Origin of the sequence: Lacihabitans lacunae (assembly GCF_042649125.1) — a bacterium.
GTDB classification, from domain to species: domain Bacteria; phylum Bacteroidota; class Bacteroidia; order Cytophagales; family Spirosomataceae; genus Leadbetterella; species Leadbetterella lacunae.
This window is the reverse complement of sequence record NZ_JBHRYQ010000001.1, coordinates 613,242-633,520: the sequence shown is the minus strand read 5'-3', so window position 1 is coordinate 633,520 and position 20,279 is coordinate 613,242. Positions and strand designations below refer to the sequence as shown.

The window sequence follows — 20,279 nt, the reverse complement described above, 5'->3', positions numbered from 1 at the left end:
CCCCTAAACCACAATGAAAAACTGCCCCGAATGTGGAAATATAATCTTAGGAAGGCAAGATAAAAAGTATTGCTCAGACCTTTGCAGAAATAACCACAACAATAAACTTAAAGCACAAAGCAATAACCTGATTCGTAATATCAATAATATATTGAAAAGGAATAGGAGGATTCTAAATGAACTTTGCAAAGAAGAAAAAGCCAAAACCGTAAGAAAAACATTGATGGATAAAAACTTTGACTTTAACCAAATCACCCATATCAGAACCACTCAAAAAGGTAGCACCTACAGGTTTGTTTATGATTTTGGCTATTTGGAGCTCGACAATGACTTTTTTTTAATAGTCAAAGACAATAGAACCAAAGAATAAGCGTACTTATACCATTCAAAAAAAGTATCAAAACATGCCCAACCGTATTCTAATCCTATTTTTATCGTTCCTAATATTTAGCTCTTGCCATAAAAAAATGGGAGGCTTTCAGGCTAGCTCACGTAAAAACTTTACGCAAACTAAAAAGCCCATTCCTTCAATTAATGCCTTTGATGATTTAAATGTAACAGAGCAAAAAAGTGAGCTCTTTTTCGATGAAATAGAGACAACCCAACTTTCTGCTTCTACAGAAGAAGGATCATCTAATTTTAATGAATCCAATAAGAAAACAGGAATTATCGATTTCAAAAACATTAAGAATATAGAAGAAAATAAAGCGACTATTTTAGAAAAAAAGTCAAATTTTCAGAAGGAAAAGCCCTCTAAAAAAAAGAAAAAGAGAAAAAAGAGAAATTCGGTATTTAATGACGGAGTAAAAATTGGTATTGTATTCCTTGTCATCGCAATTTTGCTTTCATTTTTGCACATTACACAATTGGTGATTTTATTCGGATTAGCTTCTGTTATATTCCTATATTTAGGTTTAAAAAAATACATGAGACGAAACCGCCTAAAAAACATTTTTAAATAATTATGGATATTTTACTTATACATGGCTTTGGTGAATCAAAAATAGTCTGGAGTCACTTCATTCCGCTATTAGATCCAAAACACCGCTACTTTTGCCCCGATTTTTCTACTTCTAAGGCTTGCTTTAGTATCGAAGAATATGCAGAGTGGCTTCACAAATATTGCGAAAAGGAAAAACTGTCAAATGTAGTATTAATTGGGCACTCCATGGGTGGCTATATAGCCCTAGAGTTTTGTGCAAAATATCCAGAAATGGCCGTTGGCCTTGGTTTGTTTCATTCTACCGCATCAGCAGATAGTGATGAAAAAAAAGAGAACAGAGATAAAACCATTCAATTTTTAATAAAACATGATACCAACCTGTTCATTAAGCACTTTTACCCAAACATGTTTAATGAGGATTTTCAAAAGAAAAATACGGAGTTGATTGAGGCTAATATTCAACTTTTCTCAAAAATACCGAATGAGGCACTTTTAGCCGCGACTTTGGCAATGAAAAGTCGTAAAAGCCATGAAGAAACTTTAAAACAGTTACCATACCCTGTTTTCCAAATAATTGGGACCTTAGATACTTTCGTAAACTACAAAGACGCTTTAAACCAAAGTTTGCTGCTTCAACATCCTCATATTTTGGCACTGCCTAATGTTTCGCACGCAGGTATGTATGAAAGTCCACAGGTTTGTGCCGAATTCATTAATAATTACTTAGCGAGTATTTAAACCTTGTAACTTCTGTGAGCATCAAGTTTTAAAAATACAAATAGTAACATTGTAAACGAAATAAGAGAAGAGCCACCTGAGCTTATAAAGGGCAAAGGAATACCGATAACAGGCATTAAGCCTATGGTCATTCCGATATTAACCAATAAGTGGAAAAAGATTATAGAGGCAACGCCATAGCCGTAAATTCGAGCAAATTTGGATTTTTGTTTTTCTGCCAAACTCAGTATTCGCGTGAGTAAAATCAAGAACATGCCTATCACAACCAAACTGCCTATAAAACCCCACTCCTCGCCTACTGTACAGAAAATAAAATCGGTACTTTGCTCAGGTACAAAATCAAACTTAGTTTGAGTCCCGTTTAAATAGCCTTTTCCTGAAAAACCTCCAGAACCAATTGCAATCTTAGACTGGGTAACATTCCATGCGGCACCCCTAGGGTCAATTTCAGGATTCACTAACACCTTAATACGTTTTTGTTGGTGGGGTTGCAATACGTTATTGATAATGAAATCTACCGTCAACACAAAACTTGCAAAAACCAGAAAGAAGCCGATCATCCGTTGCAGGTTTTGCGTGGTTCGTTCATATCTTTTTAATATCAAATACCAAAATAAAACAGCAGCTAAAGCCAAACCCATTACCACTGCCCAGTTAGGGAAAACCAGGGCCAGTATCAAAAGAATAATAAACGTGATCATTAAAGCGGGATAAATTCCCGGAAGACCTTCTCTATAAAGAACAATTATAAGGGCAGCAAAAGTCAAAGCAGACCCGGTTTCTTTTTGTAGAATAATGATAATAGGTGGCACAAAAATAAGAGCCGCAGCTTGCAGGGCATATTTAAGTTTTGAAACATTAACACCTTGCGTACTCAAAAATTTGGCCAAGGCCATTACTGTAAATGTCTTAGCAAACTCAGCGGGCTGAAGCGAAAAGGAACCAAACTTTATCCAAGACTTTGAGCCTTTGATGTCACTTCCTAAAAATATTGTAGCAATTAGAACTACTATCCATAACCCATAAAAAATATAGGCAAAAGTATCGTAAACCTTAAAATCAACAAACAAAATGACCATGATTAACAAAAAAGCTACGGCCATAAACAATATTTGTCTACCGGCATTATGATCCAATGAAAATATTGACTTTGGGTTATCTACATTATATACGGCGGCATAAACATTAGCTAAGCCCATACCCAATAGGGCAATGTAAATCCAAATAGTAGGCCAATCAATCCCTTCCTTAATATCTATATCTCTTGCCATTAGTCTTTATTTTCTGCTGATTTTTTATAATTAATTGTCGCTACCGAAGCATGTCGTGTATTTTTCACGGACTCTATCATAGCTCTTCGAGTAACTGTCTTTTTAAGGTATTGCTCAATCAAAAGGCCTGCAATTGGGCCAGAAGCCACTCCACCAAAACCTCCATTTTCAACCACAACGGCTATCGCTATTTTAGGATTATATCTTGGAGCTAAAGCTATAAATATGGAGTGATCTTTTCCCTTTTTGTTTTGAGAGGTGCCCGTTTTACCACAAACCTCAATACCTTCTACTTGTGCTAACCTACCTGTACCCGCTTTTACTACATTTGACATCCCTTGAATAATTTCCTCAAAATGCTTTGCAGCTATACCTGTTTTTACGGTTTCTACTTTTAAATACTTATTGGTCTCTTTTTGAATTCCCAAATACTTGACTAAATGCGGGGTTCGCCAATAACCTCGATTTGCAATTACTGCTGCCAAATTTGCTAATTTTAGTACATTAACTCCATACTCACCTTCGCCAATACTTAAAGAGTAAATATTCGAAAACTTCCACTGCATTTTACCATAAACCTTATCATAACGTTCTACGTCGGGCAACACTCCTTTAGTTTCACTCGGAAGGTCTATCCCGAGTCTTCTGCCAAAACCAAACTTAAACGCCTCGTCGTGCCATTTTTCTAAACCTACACGTGCAGACATATATGGATTTGTCTCATTATTGTTTCCAATTATTTTCCTGAAAACATTATAAAAATAAGGGTTACTCGAAAGCTGAATTGCGGTATATAAATTTGAGGCTTCGAAAACTCCACTATGGTATTTAAACATAGTAGGTGCACCCACAAATGAGGTTTTGGGGTTAATAACTCCCATGTCTAGGCCAATGGCCGCTTGCACCAATTTAAAAGTAGAACCCGGTCTGTAAAATGAAGAAATTGCTCTATTGTTTAATGGCCTATCCGGGTTTCTGCTTAATTGTCTGTAGTTAACTGAAAACTCCTTGCCTGACAACATCGCAGGATCGTAGGTTGGATAAGAGCCTATAGCGAGTATTTCTCCCGTTGAAGGCTCTATGGCCACAACAGAACCTACTTTTCCTGTAAATAAGGTATCGGCTAATTGTTGAAGCTTAAGATCAATTGTAGTGTAAAGGTTTTTCCCAATAACTGATAAAGTATCATATTTACCTTCGTTGTAGGAGCCTTTGTCTTCCATTTTTACGTTCATCAAAGTAAACTTAACTCCTCTGATTCCCCTTAGTTCATTTTCATAAAATTTCTCCAAACCAGACAAACCGATGTAGTCTCCTTTTCTGTAATATTCCTCTTCTTGTTCTTCAAACTGTTTGGATGGAATCTCGCCAATATAACCAAGCGAATTGGCCATGGTGTTACCAGGATATGTTCTAAAAAATGACTGTTCGAATAAAAAACCTGGGTATTGAATCATGGCATCAGCCACAGATGCATACTCTTCTTTAGTAAGTTGTCTTAAAAACAAGGAGGCTCTATTTTTAGAATATTGCGTGGCAACTTGCATAGTGCTATCAAAATAACCCCTTGTAATGTTAAATAGCTTACAAAAACCTAATGTATCTATATTTCTTACGTTTTTTGGAATTACATAAACATCGTAAACCTCTTCATTTGCCACTATCAAATTATCAAATCTGTCATAGATTTGACCCCTAAGCGGCACTTTAACTTCTCTTCGAATAGAGTTTAAAGCACCTATAGAATGATATTTGGGATCTAATACTTGCAGGTAAAATAACCTTAATAAATAGATAGCCCCTATTATATAAAAAAAGAATAAAATAGCTTGTTTACGGTTTTCTTGCATTTTTTCGTTTGGGAGTAAAAAACAATACAAATTTCCGAAATATTATTCTACTATTTATGGGTTTATCGATAAAAAATATTAATTGAACTTATAGCTTAAAAAATTGAATTTAGCGAAGCTACTGCATTGACAAACATGGCTTTGCACTTTTTCGTAAAACTGATTTTTTTTACTTATAAAATTCAAATATATTTCTAACCCAAAAGAATAATGTCTAAAAGAAAAGTACGTTTGAATAACTTAAAATTAAGGTTTTTAAGATAAAAAATATCTAAATTTGTAAGAAAAAAAGCTTTTGGAATTTAATAATATTAGCGAAAGTAAATATCCAGAAATAGTAAAAGCACTATTGGAAAAATATGCAGATGTGAAAATCTGGACTTTTGAGGGTAATCTCGGAGCAGGTAAAACCACCTTTATTAAAGCTACGCTTAAGGCACTTGGGTATACAGACGAGGTGCAAAGCCCTACTTTTTCAATTGTAAACGAATATGGCGACTCAGTGTATCATTTTGACTGTTATAGATTAAAATCAGTATACGAAGCCATGGATTTTGGAATTGAAGAATATTTAGATTCTGGCAAATACTGTTTCATAGAATGGCCCGAAATAATAGAACCTTTGCTGCCAAATGAAATACTAAAAATCAAGATCGAACATACAGAAAACAATACGCGAAATATAGCTATTAACCTATCTTAAAATGGCATCTGAAACTATAAAAGAACTCACCAAAAATACAGCTATAGCTCCGAAAGAGTCCCCTTTTGCAATTAGAAAAGACGAGAAATCAATTTCGATAGGACTTCCAAAAGAACTTTCTCTTCAAGAAAATAGAATAGCATTAACGCCGGAAGCGGTTTCTTTGCTAACCAAAAATGGCTTGCAAGTGAGTATTGAATCTGGAGCGGGCGATAAATCAAATTTTAGTGATAAGGCTTATGCAGAAGCGGGAGCCAAAATTGTGTATTCTCACAAAGAAGTTTTTGAAAACGATATTGTTTTAAAAATCGAGCCTTTGATAGAAGAAGAGTTTGATATTTTATCCCCAAATTCTACACTCATTTCTACCTTAAATATTACGAGTCTTAATGTTGATTACTTCAGAAAGCTGCTTTCTAAAAACATTACAGCCTTGGCTTTTGAATATATTGAAGACAAAGTAGGTCAAATGCCCATCATAAGGGCTATGAGTGAGATTGCAGGAAGTGCCGTTTTGCTTATTGCAGCCGAATATTTGAGCAGTTACCATTTAGGGAAGGGCATGCTACTAGGAGGTATTACAGGTGTGCCACCTACCAAAGTGGTGGTTTTGGGTGCGGGCACAGTTGGCGAATTTGCGGTAAGAACAGCCATAGGACAAGGAGCAGAAGTGAAGGTTTTTGATAGGCAATTATATAGACTTCAACGCCTCCAATATATGGTTGGCAGTAGAATCTCGACTTCAATAATAGATTCGGAAAACCTAAAAAAAGCTCTGGAAGATGCAGATGTCGTAATTGGAGCTTTGAGAAGTGACATAGGCTTAGCTCCGATGGTGGTCACCGAAGAAATGGTATCTTTAATGAAACCAAACTCTGTAATAATTGATGTCTCGATAGATCAAGGTGGGTGTTTTGAAACCTCAAGGATGACGAGCCACAAAGAACCGATATTTTTAAAACATGATATAATTCATTATTGTGTACCGAATATTGCGTCTCGCTTTGCCCACACAGCGAGTATTGCCTTAAGTAACATTTTTGCTCCTTTTTTAATCAAAACTGAAGGATTAGGGGGTGTAACCGAAATGATGTACCACAACAAATGGTTTATGAAAGGGGTTATCTGTCACAAAGGTTCGATGACAAATTTGAATCTTGCAAAGAAATACAATTTAAAATACAAGGATTTAGGCTTAATTTTGTCGGCCAGATTTTAAACTTATATAAAAAATGATAAATCATAGTAACGAAAATACCATAATGGATGATGCTAACTCGCCAGAGATAGACAAAGCCTTAATGGGAAAAGTATCTTCAGATTTTGTAAAAGTAAGCGACCACCTCAAAGAGGCCTCTTATCAGATCAGAAAAAGAGAGTTTTCTGAGTGCCCAATTTTTGTAGTATCTACCCAAAAGATAGAGATAGGTGCACCGCTTTTTCAACAAGGCGATTTAAATTCAATATATAACTACAACGCCTCTTATCTGGAAGAATTTGTAACAAGAACCATGATAGGCGAAGAATCAATCGAATTATTCAAAGAAAACTATAGAAATGCAGATGAATACTGCTGTCTTTTTGTAATAGATGGAGGGTTTGCAGGATTTGTTTTTTTACCTTTCCCTATAGATTAATCTTCTTCTTCAACAGTTGCCACTAAAAGATTTCTATTTTGGTAAATTCCGTAGGCTATTAAATATTTGGCTGACACGTAGGTGATTCTTATTAGAACATAGTCGCCAGTAAAAGGAAAAACAAACATCTCCCATGATGTCAGGCCATCAGAAAGTGCGTTTATAGCCACACCAATTATGATGAACAATTTGCCCGGGAGTTGATTTCGCAATTGCAAGGAAATTGCTCCCAAAACAGCAAATTGAACTACATATAATATTATTAATGCGAAGTATATATCGGGAACATTGTTCATCAATATTAACCCGAAAAACAAAAAAGAAATCGCTAAATAAGGCCAACCCTTTTTTACAAAAGATTCATTTATCAATGACTGATTTATGCCATTTTGTTTTCTTAATATTATTATATACAACTGATGCTCAACAAGATAAAAGAGCAAAATAAAAAGAAAGACAAGCTCATTACCTTTAAACACATAGGCTATCTCTCCCAAAATATTAGCAACCAATGCACACAATAAAAATTTATCTATTAATTGTAGATTTCCTTTGACATGTTGAAAATAAAAGAAAAACAAGAATATAGAAGGAAGCAATTTTAAATAAAGATTCCAAGAGGCTCCAAACACATAATATACCACTATCTCTAGTAGCATTAAAATGGATATGAAGACTATACTCTTTTTATTCATTATTTAGTGATTTCATTTTGCTTGAAGCAAAACTTTCAAAGATAAAAATTTGCGAAAACAAATATAAAGATAGAGCCAAAACAAAATAAAATGGCTTATTAAGCTTAAAGTAATAGAAAATATAGAATAAATTCCCTAAAAACATGAAAATTACACCCAATATCCCGGAAAAATAGGAATAGCTTTGAACTGGCCTAAATAACACCAATATGATTAACAACAATGAGCTAATAGACGAAATAGTGAATAATAAATAAAATGCAAGGCTACTTTCATCGACTAATATAAATCCGCAAAGAATAAAGATTAACACGAAAGGAATAAATATTTTCAATGAATCTCTAACATTTTCTTGAATCATACGTGCACCTTCTAGCCTAAATATGTAAATATAAATAACGACCACCGCGAAATTTATGACTACTTGTATTCCGTTTTTTAATTCTTGAAATTCAAGGAGCTTGTTTAAACTTAACAAATCCGAGATGTAAAGTAAACCCAATGCTATAAATACCCACTTATGCTTACTAATTTTCAACTCTGACTTTACATTTAAAAAATAATAAAGTGTAAGCATTGGTATAAAAAGCACTAAGTAGAACTTCGGAAATTGGGTATCGTTTGTATACGCGTGGCTAATGCCCAAAAGTCCGAATACTACTATTAAGAATAAAAATATTCTTTTCATTTATTTTTTTTGCCAGTAAATAATTCATTTTATAAAGGGTGTTTCATCAATAGTGGTAAAAAAAATATTATATGCCTTTGTCTTTGCCAGGTTTAGGAATATAGTATTCGCCATTGCTATCTGGCAAATTTTTAGGTAGTGTGTCCCATGTAAATGAATCCGGTGCCAAATTTACATTCGAAGCCATAGCTTGCTCCCATGTTATTTTTTGCCCTGAATAAGTCGCCATTCTTCCCATTATAGCAGTCATAGTTGCTGTGGCTCCCAGTTCTGCATCATTTACAGGTTTATTATTATTTATACAATCAAATAACACATCGTGCTCAACTTGATACGGGTTTTTATCGTCTTTGTCTCTATATCTCCAAATCTGATTTCCTGACAAGTCAAATATTTTGCCTTCAGTTGCTCTACCTTTTGTACCGACTAAATGCTCGGAAACATTAGACACCGTACCCGGCTGATGCCTACATTGGCTATTGAGAATCATACCGTCACCGTATTGAAACTCCACATAATGATGGTCAAATATCTCCCCAAATTCTTTCCCTTTCCTTATTTCTCTTCCACCCATTCCGATAGCTTCCACAGGATGGCTACCTTTAAACCAGTTAATAACATCTATGTTGTGAATGTGTTGCTCACAAATATGGTCGCCACAGAGCCAAACAAAATAATACCAGTTTCTCATCTGATATTCCATTTCGGTCATTTGACTTTCACGTTTCTTTACCCAAACACCGTCGTTATTCCAATAGCACCTTGCCGAAACTATATCGCCAATTTGTTTTTGAGTCACAACTCTGTCGTAGGTTTCTAGATACGATTTTTGGTAATGTCGTTGTAAACCCACCACCACTTTAAGGTTTTTCTTTTTTGATTCTTCGGCAGCATCTAGCACTCTTCGTATACCTGGAGCGTCTGTAGCCACAGGCTTTTCCATAAATACATGCTTACTTTGCCTAACGGCCTCTTCAAAGTGAATGGGTCTAAAGCCAGGCGGAGTAGTAAGTAAAACTACATCTGCAAAGGCGATGGCTTTTTTATATCCATCAAAACCCACAAACATATTTTCTTTTGGCACTTTCACTCTAGCCTTAATAGCTGGATTTTTATCATTTGTTAGAGAAGAATAGCAGGAATCTATCCTATCAGAAAAAGCATCGGCCATAGCTACTAGTTCAACATTCTCTTTTACAGACAATGCTTGAAATGCCGCTCCCGTGCCTCTACCACCACAGCCAATGAGGGCTATTTTGATTTTATCAGAACCTGCATAAAATGCAGAAGAAATATTAGGTGCTACAGCCAAAGCACTTCCAGAAATCAACGCGGTCTTTTGAATAAAACTTCTTCTCTTCATAATTATAAGGTTGGTTTAAATAAGGTTGTTTGATTATTTAAAAACAAACATTTGACATTTTCAAAAACATCTAATAAACACAATTTAGACATTTTTTAATTTCGGAAATCATATCTATTATTTTTGTTTTTAAACGGCATTGGTATCATATCGAAAATATTCAAAAACATTAAATACCAAATCGGAAAACTACACTAAATTCCTATTACAAAATAAAAATAAACAATATTTAAATAAAACATACCATAAATTCTCCCAAAACAAATATTTTAAAAAACTTATATTAACAAACAAATGAATTTCAAGTGATTATATATGTATCTAATTATCTATTGGAGGAGCTGCATAGTATTGGTCAATCTCTGATTTACTCGGAATTATAACCGGCCTCACTATTCTAAATCCTAAAAAAGGAGCATCTGTTAACCACCACTTTGACCTGGGAATTTGGGGATCTCGCTGTTTTAACTTTGGAGTAGAAGCTACACGCGAAGCACTCCTTAGCATATCGGCATCATCGTCCCAATGCCCACCTTTTATAGTATGCGGATAAAGTGTTTTTGATGGAACATTCGGGTCCTTTTGGTTTTCAACTAACCCTGAGTAATAATCAGCAACGTACTGATCCGAAGTCCATTCAGCCACATTGCCATACATATCATAAAGCCCCCAACTGTTTGGTTTTTTTTGACCAACTTTTTTGTAAGTTCCATCTGAGTTTACAAAATACCACGCGTAGTCTTTTAAATCATCTAAGTTTTCTCCAAAAAAATAAGCTGATTGAGACCCTGCCTTTGCGGCATACTCCCACTCTAATTCTGTAGGTAACCTATAAAAAACTCCAGTTTTTTCATAAAGCCACTTGCAGTAGGCACGTGCTGCATATTGTGTGACATTACAAACTGGGAAACCGCCATTTTTACCCTGCCCAAAAGACATCTCTACATAAGGTTTTGTAGGTCTTGCTATGGCATCTACACCAAGTGTCTTTTCGGTTTCAAGTTCTTTATTCTGAAAAACCAAATATGTATCCCAAGTAATCTCGAATTTTGACATCCAAAAATCGCTTATTTGAATGGTCTTCTGAGGACCTTCGTTAGACTTCCTATACTTTTCAGTTTCTGGGCTACCTACTTTAAATGCTCCTCCTTTTATTGGGACAAGAGAAATTTCTTCAGAGGTATTGGGTATTTTTTGTACATATGGTTCAAAGTTTTGAGTAGAGTTCAATAACAAAATGCAAATAAAACATAATGCAACTAATTTTAACATGGCGTATAAAGGGCAATAGTATTTATAACTATTCTTAAATTTACATTGATTATTTTTGAAATAACAAGCTTTATTAAATATTTATAAAAAAAATTAAAAACTGTCAAAATGACACAATACAAGTTAACAATATTCATATTTTTTTTAACTTCAACACTATTTTTAAACGGACAAACTATGCCAAAAAATGACAATCTAAAAAACAAAATTTCAAATTTAATAAATGCTCAAGAAGGGGATTTTGCCTTTTCGTTTTATGATTTAAATACCAAAACCACTTTTGGCATACATGACAAAAACGAATTCCATGCAGCTAGTACTATGAAAACTCCCGTAATGATTGAGGTTTTCAAGCAAATAAAAGAAGGAAATCTAAAATTAGAAGATTCTATTCTTATTAAAAACGAGTTTAGAAGCATAGTAGACAAAAGCCCATACAAAATGGACATAGGCAGTGATAGCGATGATGTGATTTATAAGAAAATCGGAATAAAAATGAGTGTTTATGACTTAGTTTATCAAATGATAACGGTAAGTAGTAACCTCGCCACAAATATTTTAATAGACATCGTAGACCCTAAAAAAGTAACCCAAAGCATGAGAGATTTAGGAGCAATGGATATACAAGTAAGAAGAGGCGTAGAAGATACAAAAGCATTTGATCTGGGTTTAAACAACACCACCACAGCACATGATTTAATGCTGATATTTAAAGCTTTGGCAAATAAAGAAATCGGTGATTTAGATTATGATAAAATGATAGGGATTTTAGCAGACCAAAAATTTAATGAGATTATTCCAGCAAAACTACCTAAAAACCTGAAAATTGCACATAAAACTGGCTCTATAACCGGCGTGCAGCATGATTCTGGCATTGTTTTTTTGCCTGACGGGCGAAGTTACGTATTGATAGTATTGTCAAAAAACTTGAAGGATGTAGAAAAAGGAGTAGATATACTAAGTGAAATATCAAAAATGATTTACACTGAATTTTATACAAAAAATTAAGCTTGGAGAATAGCTTCTTTAAATTCGTTCATGATTAATGCTGTGGCACCCCAAATATAGCTGTTGGCGATTTCGAAACCCGGAACTTCTATTTGTTTTCCTCCTGCGGTTACGGTTTTGTATCCGAGGTTGTTATCATTAAAAAAATCAAGAATTTCAAGTTCATAAATCCTATCCACTTCTTTTTGATCGGGAAAAAATTGAGGTTTGTAGTCGATAAATCCTACATAGGGCTTGACAATAAAATTACTCACCGGTATAAAAACCTCCGTAAGCTCACCAATAACTTTAATGTCCAGAGCTTTTATTCCAATTTCTTCTTGGGTTTCTCTGAGGGCCGTTCGTTCCAAGTTCTCATCTGTATACTCTTTTTTTCCTCCAGGTAGAGCCATTTGGCCTCCATGCTGCCCATCATACATCGGCCTTAATATTAGTGGGATTTGAACAATATCACTAGAGGGATATAACAGTAAAAGAACGGCACTCTCACGCGTGGAACTATCAGGAGAGTTTTTAAACAAAAAACGCTCTTTGTGAATTAATTTTTTGTGAGCCTCGTGGCCCGGCAAAGGAAGTGTTAGCTTTTGCCTAGCTTTTGAGATGAATGAATCGAATACCACGTTTTAGTTTGCTATTTTTTAATAAATATATGATTAAAACTTCATTTTTAGTTAATTGTTTTACTTTAATTTTTTTGAAAATCAAAATAAAAACTAACATTTTTAAAGGAAATAATAATATACTACTAAACCAAACTAAACCACAAAATACCTGATAATGAGATACTTAAAAAAACAATACCTTACTAAAAATACCTAGTTTAAGTATTTTGCCACCAAAGCTTCAGCACACCTTTCGCCATCCATAGCGGCGGAAACTATTCCTCCAGCATAGCCCGCTCCTTCACCACATGGGTATAGCCTTTTGGTACTAACATGTTCAAAGGTCTCTTTTTCTCTTGGAATTCTTACAGGTGAGGAAGTCCTGCTTTCAATACCAATCATTTGGCCACCATCACTGTCATATTTTCTCATTTTTTTTCCAAAAACCTGAAGTGCCTCAGCCAAAGGATTTGCAATATTAGGAGGCAGTACATCAAAGAAATCCATTGAAACTAAGCCTGGCTGATAGGAAGTTTCGTTTAAGCTTTTGGAAACTCGATGTTTTAAAAAATCAGAAACTCGCTGAGCAGGCATAACTTGGGTAAACTCTTTTTCGGTATCCAAAGCGAGTTTTTCCATCACTTTGTTGTATGCGGTTTGTTCTATATGTTTTTGATATTCAAGTGCCGCCAAATCTCCAAAGTGCTCGAAATCTTTCCAGTCTACTGGATTAATGGCGACCACCACACCCGAATTAGCAAATTTAGAATCTCGACGCGATGGCGACATACCATTTACTACCAATTCTTTTTGTTCGGTTGACGAGGGCACAATAAACCCACCAGGGCACATACAAAAACTAAACACTCCTCGCTGAATGCCCTTAAAATAAGTTTGAGCCACCAATGCATAGGATGCAGCTGGCAGTAATCCACGGTCGGCTTTGTGATATTGACAGGCATCTACGAAGGCTTGAGAATGCTCAATACGAACTCCCATAGCGAAAGGCTTGGGCTCTATTTTAATATTTCTTTTGTGTAAAAGTTCAAAAACATCTCTTGCAGAATGCCCAGTTGCCAGAATAACACCTTCACCTAAAATCTCTTTTTCATCAGCAGTTCTTACACCGATAATTTCTTCTTCTTTTAGAACAAAGTCAACAACTTTGGTATCAAAAAGAATCTCCCCTCCTGATGCTAATATTCGTTCTCTAAGTTCTGCTACTACAGTTGGCAATTTATTAGTTCCGATGTGCGGATGGGCATCCACTAAAATCTCTTCCGTGGCCCCATGTGCAACCAATATCTCTAGAATTCTACGAATATCCCCTCGTTTTTTTGACCGCGTATATAATTTACCGTCGGAATAGGTTCCTGCTCCACCTTCGCCAAAACAATAGTTAGATTCTGGATTAACAATTTGGGCTTTATTGATAGCCGCTATGTCTCTTCGGCGACTTCTTACGTCTTTTCCACGTTCTATCACTATGGGTTTTACGCCTAGTTCTATTAATCGCAAAGCAGCAAAAAGCCCTGCTGGCCCTGCTCCTACCACTATTGCTTGTTTGCTTTTGGCAACGTTAGGATAAATGTAAACTTCTATTTTATTGTCAGGAATGGGCTCGTCTATATAAACATCGAGTTCCATGTTTACCTTTATGCTAGGTTTCCGAGCATCAATAGATTGTTTTTTTTTAAATATTTCGATTGAACTTTCAGGTGATACCTTAAGTTCTTTTCTAACATAAGCTACTAAATCTATAGAGTTTAGTGCTATTTCGGGACCTAATGAAAGGGTGATATTTTTTATCATAAAACTTAGAAAGGTTTTTATCCTTTAATTTTGGGCAAAACTAATGAAATTGATTTAATTGACAATTATATTTGCAGTATGACATATTTTTCAAATATAGGCAAAGGCATTAAAACTACCATAAAAGGCATGAGTTTAACACTCAAGCATTTGTGGCAAGCCAGAGTTTCAAAAGGTCACTTAAACCTTTCGGAAGATGCTTATTTTGAGCTCAGTACAGGAAATGTCACCTTACAATATCCCCATCAGGAAATTACAGTTCCCGACCACGGCAGGTATCAATTAGACTGCGAAATAGACGATTGCATTGTTTGTGATAAATGTGCGAAAATTTGCCCTGTAGACTGTATTGAAATAGAAGCCGTGAAGTCGTCGGAGTTAATTAGGACCACATCAGACGGTTCGCCAGTTAGACTTTATGCAGCAAAGTTTGACATTGACATGGCCAAATGTTGCTTCTGTGGGCTCTGTACAACGGTTTGTCCGACAGAATGCCTTACCATGGATTCAAATTACGACTACGCAGTTTTGGATATTACACAGTTAAACTTTGCGTTCTCAAACCTGAGCGAAGAAGAAATTACTGAGAAAAAGGAATTATACGAACAGTTTGTGGCAGAAAAGGAAGCAGCAAAGCAATTGAAAGCGAGCACACCCAAACCAGAAACAGAAGTTAGTCCAAAAGTAGGCTTCAAACCTAGTTTTAAACCTAAAATGGCTCCTGCTACGCCTCCAAGCGAAAATGCCGCAGTTGAAACAGAAAAGATTGAAACAGCCAAGCCAGCATTTGTCCCAAAAAGCAAGCCACAACTTATAAAATCAAGCCCTGAGGTTAAACCTAGTTTTAGTCCAAAAATAAAACCAGTCATTGCGGAAATACAGTCAGAGGCTAAACCTGTATTTAAGCCTACTATTAAACCAAAGACTGAAGCACCTTCAGAAGATACCATTGAAACGAAAAAGGCATTTATGCCGAAAATAAAGCCGAGTAACGCTACAAATAATACCGAAGCAGGAATATCTACGGAATCGGCTTCGAAACCTGCATTTCAGCCTACTTTAAAGCCAAAAATGGTCACTGAAAACAGTGAACCTGAAGTAGCAAAAGCTCCAGCGTTTGTTCCAAAAATAAAACCTAAAACTACAGAGGTTTCTGCTGAAAATATAAGAGAACCAGTTAAAGCATTTGTGCCAAAACTAAAACCTAAAAAGGATTCTGAAATTACTGAAGCTAAAGTAGATACAGAAAATAATGAGGCTGTAACTGAAAAAATCAACGAGCCGGTTAAGGCATTTGTTCCAAAATTAAAACCTAAAAAGGATTCTGAAATTACTGAAGCTAAAGTAGATACAGAAAATAATGAGGCTGTAACTGAAAAAATCAACGAGCCGGTTAAGGCATTTGTTCCAAAATTAAAACCTAAACATGAGATTGAAACTACAGAAGATGTAGCTCAAGCAAAACCAAAAGCTTTTGTGCCAAAACTTAAACCAAAAGTAGAGGAACAGAAAACTGAAGGGTCTAATATGAATGAAGCCGAAAGTGCTCCAAAAGCCAAGTTTGTACCTAAACTAAAACCTAAGTCTTAATGCTAGAAACAATAAAGAATATCGATATTCAGAATATAGTATTTGGCTTATTTTTCGCAGTTACTCTCGGTGGTGCTTTGTATGTTTTATTTTCTAAAAATGTATTATTTGCCGCCTATGGTCTCTTGGTGAGCCTTTTGGGTGTAGCGGGCATATTTGTATTCGGTGGTGCTGAGTTTGTAGCAGCAGCTCAAATCATGATTTACATTGGTGGAATTTTGGTGTTGCTAATTTTTGGAATAATGTTAAGTAGCCAAAAAACAAAGGATAAGGATCATCTCAAAATAGAGAACTCAGATATTTGGCTTACTATATTGCTCGTGTTTTTACTCAGTTTTTTAGTGATATTTCTAGTAAGTCCTTTGATATTTGACACGCACAATCTCAAACCTGAGCAACATATAAAAAATATGGGCTTCAACCTCATGACGGACTCCGTATTGGCTTTAGAGTTAGTGGGTGTTTTATTATTAATGGCTTTAATAGGTGCCACTTATATTGCTAAAAAAGATGAATAATTTACAATCATATATCGTTTTAGCCGCGTGCTTGTTTTCAATTGGCTTTGCGGTGGTAGTTACCAAAAAAAACTTGGTTTTGATGCTCATGGGAGCCGAACTAATGCTAAATGCAGTAAATATTAACTTTGTGGCATTTAGTAAATTTGACTCAGTACCGGAGCAAGGGCAAGTTTTTTCTATTTTTATTATGTTAATTGCAGCTGCTGAAATAGCCGTTGCGTTAGCTATCATATTGAAAATCAGGGAGCATTACCAAAGTGTAAATCCAGACGAGTTAACAAGTTTAAAAAATTAATTGCTTAATGTTTTGAAATTAAAAAACAGGGCATTACCTTTGCATTCCAATACGGAATGGCTGTGTAGCTCAACTGAATAGAGCGTCTCACTACGGATGAGAAGGTTTGGGGTTTGAATCCCTACACGGTCACAAAAAACAAAGGAGTTGCAGAAATGTGATTCCTTTTTTTATGCCTTATATTTTTGAAAAGTACATAACTTCACAAAGTTTAAAGAATAACATATTGCCCAATCCCACATAAAAAAACAGTGGCAACATGGTCACCACTGTCAACTCATTTAATTTTTCATGAATCTCTATTTTAAAAAGAGATTATCTCTTTTATCTGAAATTTCTAATATTATAGGTAAACGTAGCAAGGAAATACCTCGTCAACACAAGCGACCTGGTATCTTCTATATAACTCGCATTTATGACCCTGCTAATGCTCTTATTTTGTTTAAAGATATCAAACGCTGTAACCTTAATTTCAGCACGCTGATTCTTCATAAATTTTTGTCCCAAACTCAAGTTTACTAACGTATACACCTGATCAAAATCACTGCCGATACTATTAAATACAGTGTTGACTCCCTCTGTGTTTAATAACAGACCTTTGGGAGTAAGCAAGTTCAATTTTAAACTTACCAATTGGCTGTAGTAATTATTGTTTAAGTTCTGATTAACAGTATTTTTTACAATATTATAAGATCCAGTATATGAGACTGTAAAGTCTACGTTTTTTGAAATATTACTTCCTAAAACTATACCTGAGGTAAGACTATTGTTTCTTGATAAATTTTCAATGCCGTTTATTAAAGTCGGCGTTTGTGTATAAGTATAACCGCCACTTAAGTTAATATTAGATTTAATGATTTTAGCTGGAAAACCATACGTACTGAGTGTTCTTAACGAAAGCGTGTTTCCGTAGTTATTAGGAAGGCTTAATTGAGATCCCTTGGCCAATAATATTCCTCTAAAAATAGAATCTTTACTTGCTGTAAAAATCGAAGTAGAGATATTGTTTTGAACCAATTCAGAACTAAAAAAAGTAAAGAAGCTACTTCCTTTTTCGGTATTGGTATTATTAAACCTTACCGTAATTAAGTTTGAAACTGATTGATCCAAATCAGGATTTCCAGTTGACAATTGAATCGGATTGGTATTATTCACTACGTTTTGTAGTTGATTAATAGAAGGAGCTCGCGAAGAAGACCTATAAATTAACCTAAGACTCTTGTTTCTAGAGGGCCTATAGTTAAAACTTACGAATGGTAGCACATTAAAGAATGACCTATTTATAATATTTTCTATTGGAAAAGTCTGCTTAGAGTCTAATTCAGCATTTTGAAAGTTCAAATTTGCTGTAATAAAGTACTTTCTGTCTTTAGAAAACCTATACCCAATACCCGCAGCATTTGTGTTGTAGTTATTTAAAAATGAATTACTTAGAACCGTATTTAAAATATCATAATCAGCGGTGACTTTATCATAAGCCAAAGTTTGTTTTTCGGCTTTATTAAAACTAAAATTCCCTGTATAACTAAAGTTCAAAACACTGTTTTCGCTAATGGGCTCGTTGTAATCCACTTTTACATTATAACCAGTATTAATAGTTGTATCAGCACTTATTTGGTCTACTAAACTACTTCTAAGCGTTGGCAAGAAAGTCTGATTTTTAGAGACCAAACTACCACTACCTAAGTTAGATAGATTGTTAACGCCCACTCCTATTGAAAACGAACGTCCTCTTTTCTCAAATCTATGTCTAAAACTTAGGTTACCCGAAAGGTTGTAACCATTTTTTTTAGAAGCTTGGTCAGAGTCTATTGTATTTAATGTATCCGAAGTATCTAGGCTAGTTATACCTGCCAAATTTGTGGCTTTGGTATTTCCTTGTAAACTTATATTTGGACTAAAAATGATGCTGTTGTTTTTGTCAATTTCGTATGTAAACCGCGAATTTATTCTGTGATTGTAGTTGGTATTGCTTTGGAAACTATTTTCGCCATAATATTGCTCTGAATTTACACCCGTAAATGTGGTTCTCATTGAAGAGTCTTGCGAGTAGTTATTCATTTTATTGAAAAAATAAGATACCGACACTTGCAGTTTTTCTGACCACTTATCTATATAGTTAAAACCTAATGCACTGGTTTTAGTGATTCCACCTTGACTAGAAACCATAAAGTTACTTGGGTCGGTAGAATTTCCACCTCCTTGAGGTCTACCACCACCGCCTGAACGGCCACCTCCGCCACCTCGCTGTGAACTTCCAGAGCCGAGTGCCCCCAAAAGATCTTCCGAACCAAAGTTCTGTTGATTTATATTATTCGAAATTCCAATCAATGAAATTTTTCTTTCTCCTTTAAAATTGTTGACATTGCCCCCAGCCGCATATCTATCGTTTGTGCCCATTCCGGCGTATAGTTTGCCAAATTCACCGTTGGTTTTTCCTGACTTGGTTACAATATTGATGGTTTTCTCCGAATTGCCATCGTCAAAACCCGAAAGTTGAGCTTGATCAGAAAGCCTGTCAAATACTTCGATTTTTTGAATGATTTCGGCTGGTAAATTTTTAAGTGCCAAACTTGGATCTGTTCCAAAAAACTCCTTTCCGTCTATTAATACACGTTTTACGTTTTCACCTTGAGCTTTTACTACTCCATTTTCTACGGTTAAGGTTGGCATTTTACGAATTAAATCATCCGCAGTGGCATCTGGATTTACTTTGTATGCATCCGCGTTAAACTGTGTAGTATCGCCTTTCATGGTTACTCGGTCTGCATTTGCTCGCACCTCTACCTCTCGCATAAGTCTCAAAGAAGGCTTCATGCTTACTGTTCCAAGGTCTAAACTTGCTTGGTCAATTTTTATCTTTAAACTAAGTGAATCGTACCCGACAGAAGTAAAAGAAAGTGTATATGCTCCTGCTGACAAATTCGAAACACTTATATCACCATCAATACTAGAAAAACCAGCATTTACAGACTTTGAGGTTTCGACAGAAAATAACTTATAAGACACGGATGGAATTCCGGTTTTTTCAGCATCGTCTACAATTTTAATTTTTAGATTAAACTGACCAAAGGCTACAATTGGCAGAAGGAGGCAGAACGTAAATATAAAATTTTTCAAATTGGTATATTTTTCTTGGTTTGACCGCTAAAAAACTGGAAGGTTTAATCTAAAAACACAACAAAGACTTTGTTAGCGATATGTATGGATATTCTGTAGACGAAAAGTCCTATTTTTTTAAAAAATTGAAGGTATTTTTATAAAGAGAAAAACTAAAATTTCATAGAATTA

At 35.2% G+C, this 20,279-nt stretch carries 19 protein-coding genes and 1 tRNA gene; 11 read left to right on the top strand and 9 right to left on the bottom strand.

The features are described 5' to 3' along the window. The first annotated feature begins 13 nt into the window (after nucleotides 1-13). The 3 genes from ACFOOI_RS02680 (at nucleotide 14) to ACFOOI_RS02670 (ending at nucleotide 1,681) form a co-directional block, all read left to right on the top strand. Nucleotides 14-370, top strand: coding sequence for a hypothetical protein (locus ACFOOI_RS02680; RefSeq protein WP_379834746.1), 357 nt, complete (start codon nucleotides 14-16; stop codon nucleotides 368-370). Between the two features lie 97 nt (nucleotides 371-467). Then, nucleotides 468-962: a hypothetical protein gene (locus ACFOOI_RS02675; protein WP_379834744.1), complete on the top strand. Its 495-nt coding sequence runs from the start codon at nucleotides 468-470 to the stop codon at nucleotides 960-962. A gap of 2 nt (nucleotides 963-964) precedes the next feature. Further along, complete coding sequence (locus ACFOOI_RS02670; RefSeq protein WP_379834742.1) at nucleotides 965-1,681, top strand: alpha/beta fold hydrolase; 717 nt, start codon at nucleotides 965-967, stop codon at nucleotides 1,679-1,681. On the opposite strand, the gene rodA is transcribed toward ACFOOI_RS02670, so the two are convergent. Then, the gene (gene rodA, locus ACFOOI_RS02665) at nucleotides 1,678-2,952 is read right to left on the bottom strand and encodes a rod shape-determining protein RodA (protein ID WP_379834740.1); all 1,275 of its coding nucleotides are present in this window, start codon (nucleotides 2,950-2,952) and stop codon (nucleotides 1,678-1,680) included. The genes ACFOOI_RS02670 and rodA overlap by 4 nt on opposite strands. Continuing rightward, a complete protein-coding gene (locus ACFOOI_RS02660; protein ID WP_379834738.1) occupies nucleotides 2,952-4,802 on the bottom strand; it encodes a peptidoglycan D,D-transpeptidase FtsI family protein in 1,851 nt (616 codons plus the stop codon). The genes rodA and ACFOOI_RS02660 overlap by 1 nt, the downstream gene beginning before the upstream one ends. 295 nt (nucleotides 4,803-5,097) lie before the next feature. On the opposite strand from ACFOOI_RS02660, the gene tsaE reads away from it, so the two are divergent. Genes tsaE through ACFOOI_RS02645 form a run of 3 tightly spaced genes read left to right on the top strand, consistent with a single transcriptional unit; the run spans nucleotide 5,098 to nucleotide 7,142 of the window. Beyond that, the gene (gene tsaE, locus ACFOOI_RS02655) at nucleotides 5,098-5,505 is read left to right on the top strand and encodes a tRNA (adenosine(37)-N6)-threonylcarbamoyltransferase complex ATPase subunit type 1 TsaE (protein WP_379834736.1); all 408 of its coding nucleotides are present in this window, start codon (nucleotides 5,098-5,100) and stop codon (nucleotides 5,503-5,505) included. A gap of 1 nt (nucleotide 5,506) precedes the next feature. After that, nucleotides 5,507-6,724, top strand: coding sequence for an alanine dehydrogenase (locus ACFOOI_RS02650; RefSeq protein ID WP_379834734.1), 1,218 nt, complete (start codon nucleotides 5,507-5,509; stop codon nucleotides 6,722-6,724). Nucleotides 6,725-6,737: 13 nt separating this feature from the next. Beyond that, nucleotides 6,738-7,142 (top strand): hypothetical protein, encoded by a 405-nt coding sequence (locus ACFOOI_RS02645; protein ID WP_379834732.1) that lies wholly within the window; start codon nucleotides 6,738-6,740, stop codon nucleotides 7,140-7,142. Here the strand turns inward: ACFOOI_RS02645 and ACFOOI_RS02640 are convergent. The 4 genes from ACFOOI_RS02640 to ACFOOI_RS02625 all read right to left on the bottom strand — a co-directional run bounded on the left by ACFOOI_RS02640 (nucleotide 7,139) and on the right by ACFOOI_RS02625 (nucleotide 11,160). Next, entirely contained in the window at nucleotides 7,139-7,837 is a 699-nt protein-coding gene (locus tag ACFOOI_RS02640) for a lysoplasmalogenase family protein (protein ID WP_379834730.1), read from the bottom strand. The two genes, ACFOOI_RS02645 and ACFOOI_RS02640, sit on opposite strands and share 4 nt — an antisense overlap. Next, the gene (locus tag ACFOOI_RS02635; RefSeq protein ID WP_379834728.1) at nucleotides 7,830-8,525 is read right to left on the bottom strand and encodes a hypothetical protein; all 696 of its coding nucleotides are present in this window, start codon (nucleotides 8,523-8,525) and stop codon (nucleotides 7,830-7,832) included. The genes ACFOOI_RS02640 and ACFOOI_RS02635 overlap by 8 nt, the downstream gene beginning before the upstream one ends. Nucleotides 8,526-8,592: 67 nt before the next feature. Next, entirely contained in the window at nucleotides 8,593-9,888 is a 1,296-nt protein-coding gene (locus ACFOOI_RS02630; RefSeq protein WP_379834726.1) for a Gfo/Idh/MocA family protein, read from the bottom strand. A gap of 321 nt (nucleotides 9,889-10,209) precedes the next feature. After that, entirely contained in the window at nucleotides 10,210-11,160 is a 951-nt protein-coding gene (locus ACFOOI_RS02625) for a formylglycine-generating enzyme family protein (RefSeq protein ID WP_379834724.1), read from the bottom strand. Between the two features lie 177 nt (nucleotides 11,161-11,337). On the opposite strand from ACFOOI_RS02625, the gene ACFOOI_RS02620 reads away from it, so the two are divergent. Then, nucleotides 11,338-12,168, top strand: coding sequence for a serine hydrolase (locus ACFOOI_RS02620; RefSeq protein WP_379834722.1), 831 nt, complete (start codon nucleotides 11,338-11,340; stop codon nucleotides 12,166-12,168). On the opposite strand, the gene ACFOOI_RS02615 is transcribed toward ACFOOI_RS02620, so the two are convergent. Next, nucleotides 12,165-12,788, bottom strand: coding sequence for an NUDIX hydrolase (locus ACFOOI_RS02615; RefSeq protein WP_379834720.1), 624 nt, complete (start codon nucleotides 12,786-12,788; stop codon nucleotides 12,165-12,167). The genes ACFOOI_RS02620 and ACFOOI_RS02615 overlap by 4 nt on opposite strands. Before the next feature lie 195 nt (nucleotides 12,789-12,983). Then, the gene (locus ACFOOI_RS02610) at nucleotides 12,984-14,582 is read right to left on the bottom strand and encodes an NAD(P)/FAD-dependent oxidoreductase (protein ID WP_379834718.1); all 1,599 of its coding nucleotides are present in this window, start codon (nucleotides 14,580-14,582) and stop codon (nucleotides 12,984-12,986) included. A gap of 78 nt (nucleotides 14,583-14,660) precedes the next feature. On the opposite strand from ACFOOI_RS02610, the gene ACFOOI_RS02605 reads away from it, so the two are divergent. The 4 genes from ACFOOI_RS02605 (at nucleotide 14,661) to ACFOOI_RS02590 (ending at nucleotide 17,120) form a co-directional block, all read left to right on the top strand. Further along, the gene (locus ACFOOI_RS02605) at nucleotides 14,661-16,172 is read left to right on the top strand and encodes a 4Fe-4S dicluster domain-containing protein (protein ID WP_379834716.1); all 1,512 of its coding nucleotides are present in this window, start codon (nucleotides 14,661-14,663) and stop codon (nucleotides 16,170-16,172) included. Then, the gene (locus ACFOOI_RS02600) at nucleotides 16,172-16,690 is read left to right on the top strand and encodes an NADH-quinone oxidoreductase subunit J family protein (RefSeq protein WP_379834714.1); all 519 of its coding nucleotides are present in this window, start codon (nucleotides 16,172-16,174) and stop codon (nucleotides 16,688-16,690) included. The genes ACFOOI_RS02605 and ACFOOI_RS02600 overlap by 1 nt, the downstream gene beginning before the upstream one ends. Beyond that, nucleotides 16,683-16,988 (top strand): NADH-quinone oxidoreductase subunit NuoK, encoded by a 306-nt coding sequence (gene nuoK, locus ACFOOI_RS02595; RefSeq protein ID WP_379834712.1) that lies wholly within the window; start codon nucleotides 16,683-16,685, stop codon nucleotides 16,986-16,988. The genes ACFOOI_RS02600 and nuoK overlap by 8 nt, the downstream gene beginning before the upstream one ends. Before the next feature lie 58 nt (nucleotides 16,989-17,046). Continuing rightward, a tRNA-Arg gene (locus ACFOOI_RS02590) sits at nucleotides 17,047-17,120 on the top strand. Nucleotides 17,121-17,312: 192 nt separating this feature from the next. On the opposite strand, the gene ACFOOI_RS02585 is transcribed toward ACFOOI_RS02590, so the two are convergent. Beyond that, nucleotides 17,313-20,108: an outer membrane beta-barrel protein gene (locus ACFOOI_RS02585; RefSeq protein ID WP_379834710.1), complete on the bottom strand. Its 2,796-nt coding sequence runs from the start codon at nucleotides 20,106-20,108 to the stop codon at nucleotides 17,313-17,315. Nucleotides 20,109-20,279: the final 171 nt, after the last annotated feature.

Coding starts and splice junctions, on each gene's coding strand:
- ACFOOI_RS02610 (WP_379834718.1), bottom strand. CDS start 14,582: ATGATAAAAAATATCACCCTTTCATTAGGTCCCGAAATAGCACTAAAC.
- ACFOOI_RS02605 (WP_379834716.1), top strand. CDS start 14,661: ATGACATATTTTTCAAATATAGGCAAAGGCATTAAAACTACCATAAAA.
- ACFOOI_RS02600 (WP_379834714.1), top strand. CDS start 16,172: ATGCTAGAAACAATAAAGAATATCGATATTCAGAATATAGTATTTGGC.
- ACFOOI_RS02640 (WP_379834730.1), bottom strand. CDS start 7,837: ATGAATAAAAAGAGTATAGTCTTCATATCCATTTTAATGCTACTAGAG.
- ACFOOI_RS02680 (WP_379834746.1), top strand. CDS start 14: ATGAAAAACTGCCCCGAATGTGGAAATATAATCTTAGGAAGGCAAGAT.
- ACFOOI_RS02635 (WP_379834728.1), bottom strand. CDS start 8,525: ATGAAAAGAATATTTTTATTCTTAATAGTAGTATTCGGACTTTTGGGC.
- rodA (WP_379834740.1), bottom strand. CDS start 2,952: ATGGCAAGAGATATAGATATTAAGGAAGGGATTGATTGGCCTACTATT.
- ACFOOI_RS02630 (WP_379834726.1), bottom strand. CDS start 9,888: ATGAAGAGAAGAAGTTTTATTCAAAAGACCGCGTTGATTTCTGGAAGT.
- ACFOOI_RS02660 (WP_379834738.1), bottom strand. CDS start 4,802: ATGCAAGAAAACCGTAAACAAGCTATTTTATTCTTTTTTTATATAATA.
- ACFOOI_RS02670 (WP_379834742.1), top strand. CDS start 965: ATGGATATTTTACTTATACATGGCTTTGGTGAATCAAAAATAGTCTGG.
- ACFOOI_RS02650 (WP_379834734.1), top strand. CDS start 5,507: ATGGCATCTGAAACTATAAAAGAACTCACCAAAAATACAGCTATAGCT.
- ACFOOI_RS02620 (WP_379834722.1), top strand. CDS start 11,338: ATGCCAAAAAATGACAATCTAAAAAACAAAATTTCAAATTTAATAAAT.
- ACFOOI_RS02645 (WP_379834732.1), top strand. CDS start 6,738: ATGATAAATCATAGTAACGAAAATACCATAATGGATGATGCTAACTCG.
- ACFOOI_RS02675 (WP_379834744.1), top strand. CDS start 468: ATGGGAGGCTTTCAGGCTAGCTCACGTAAAAACTTTACGCAAACTAAA.
- nuoK (WP_379834712.1), top strand. CDS start 16,683: ATGAATAATTTACAATCATATATCGTTTTAGCCGCGTGCTTGTTTTCA.
- ACFOOI_RS02625 (WP_379834724.1), bottom strand. CDS start 11,160: ATGTTAAAATTAGTTGCATTATGTTTTATTTGCATTTTGTTATTGAAC.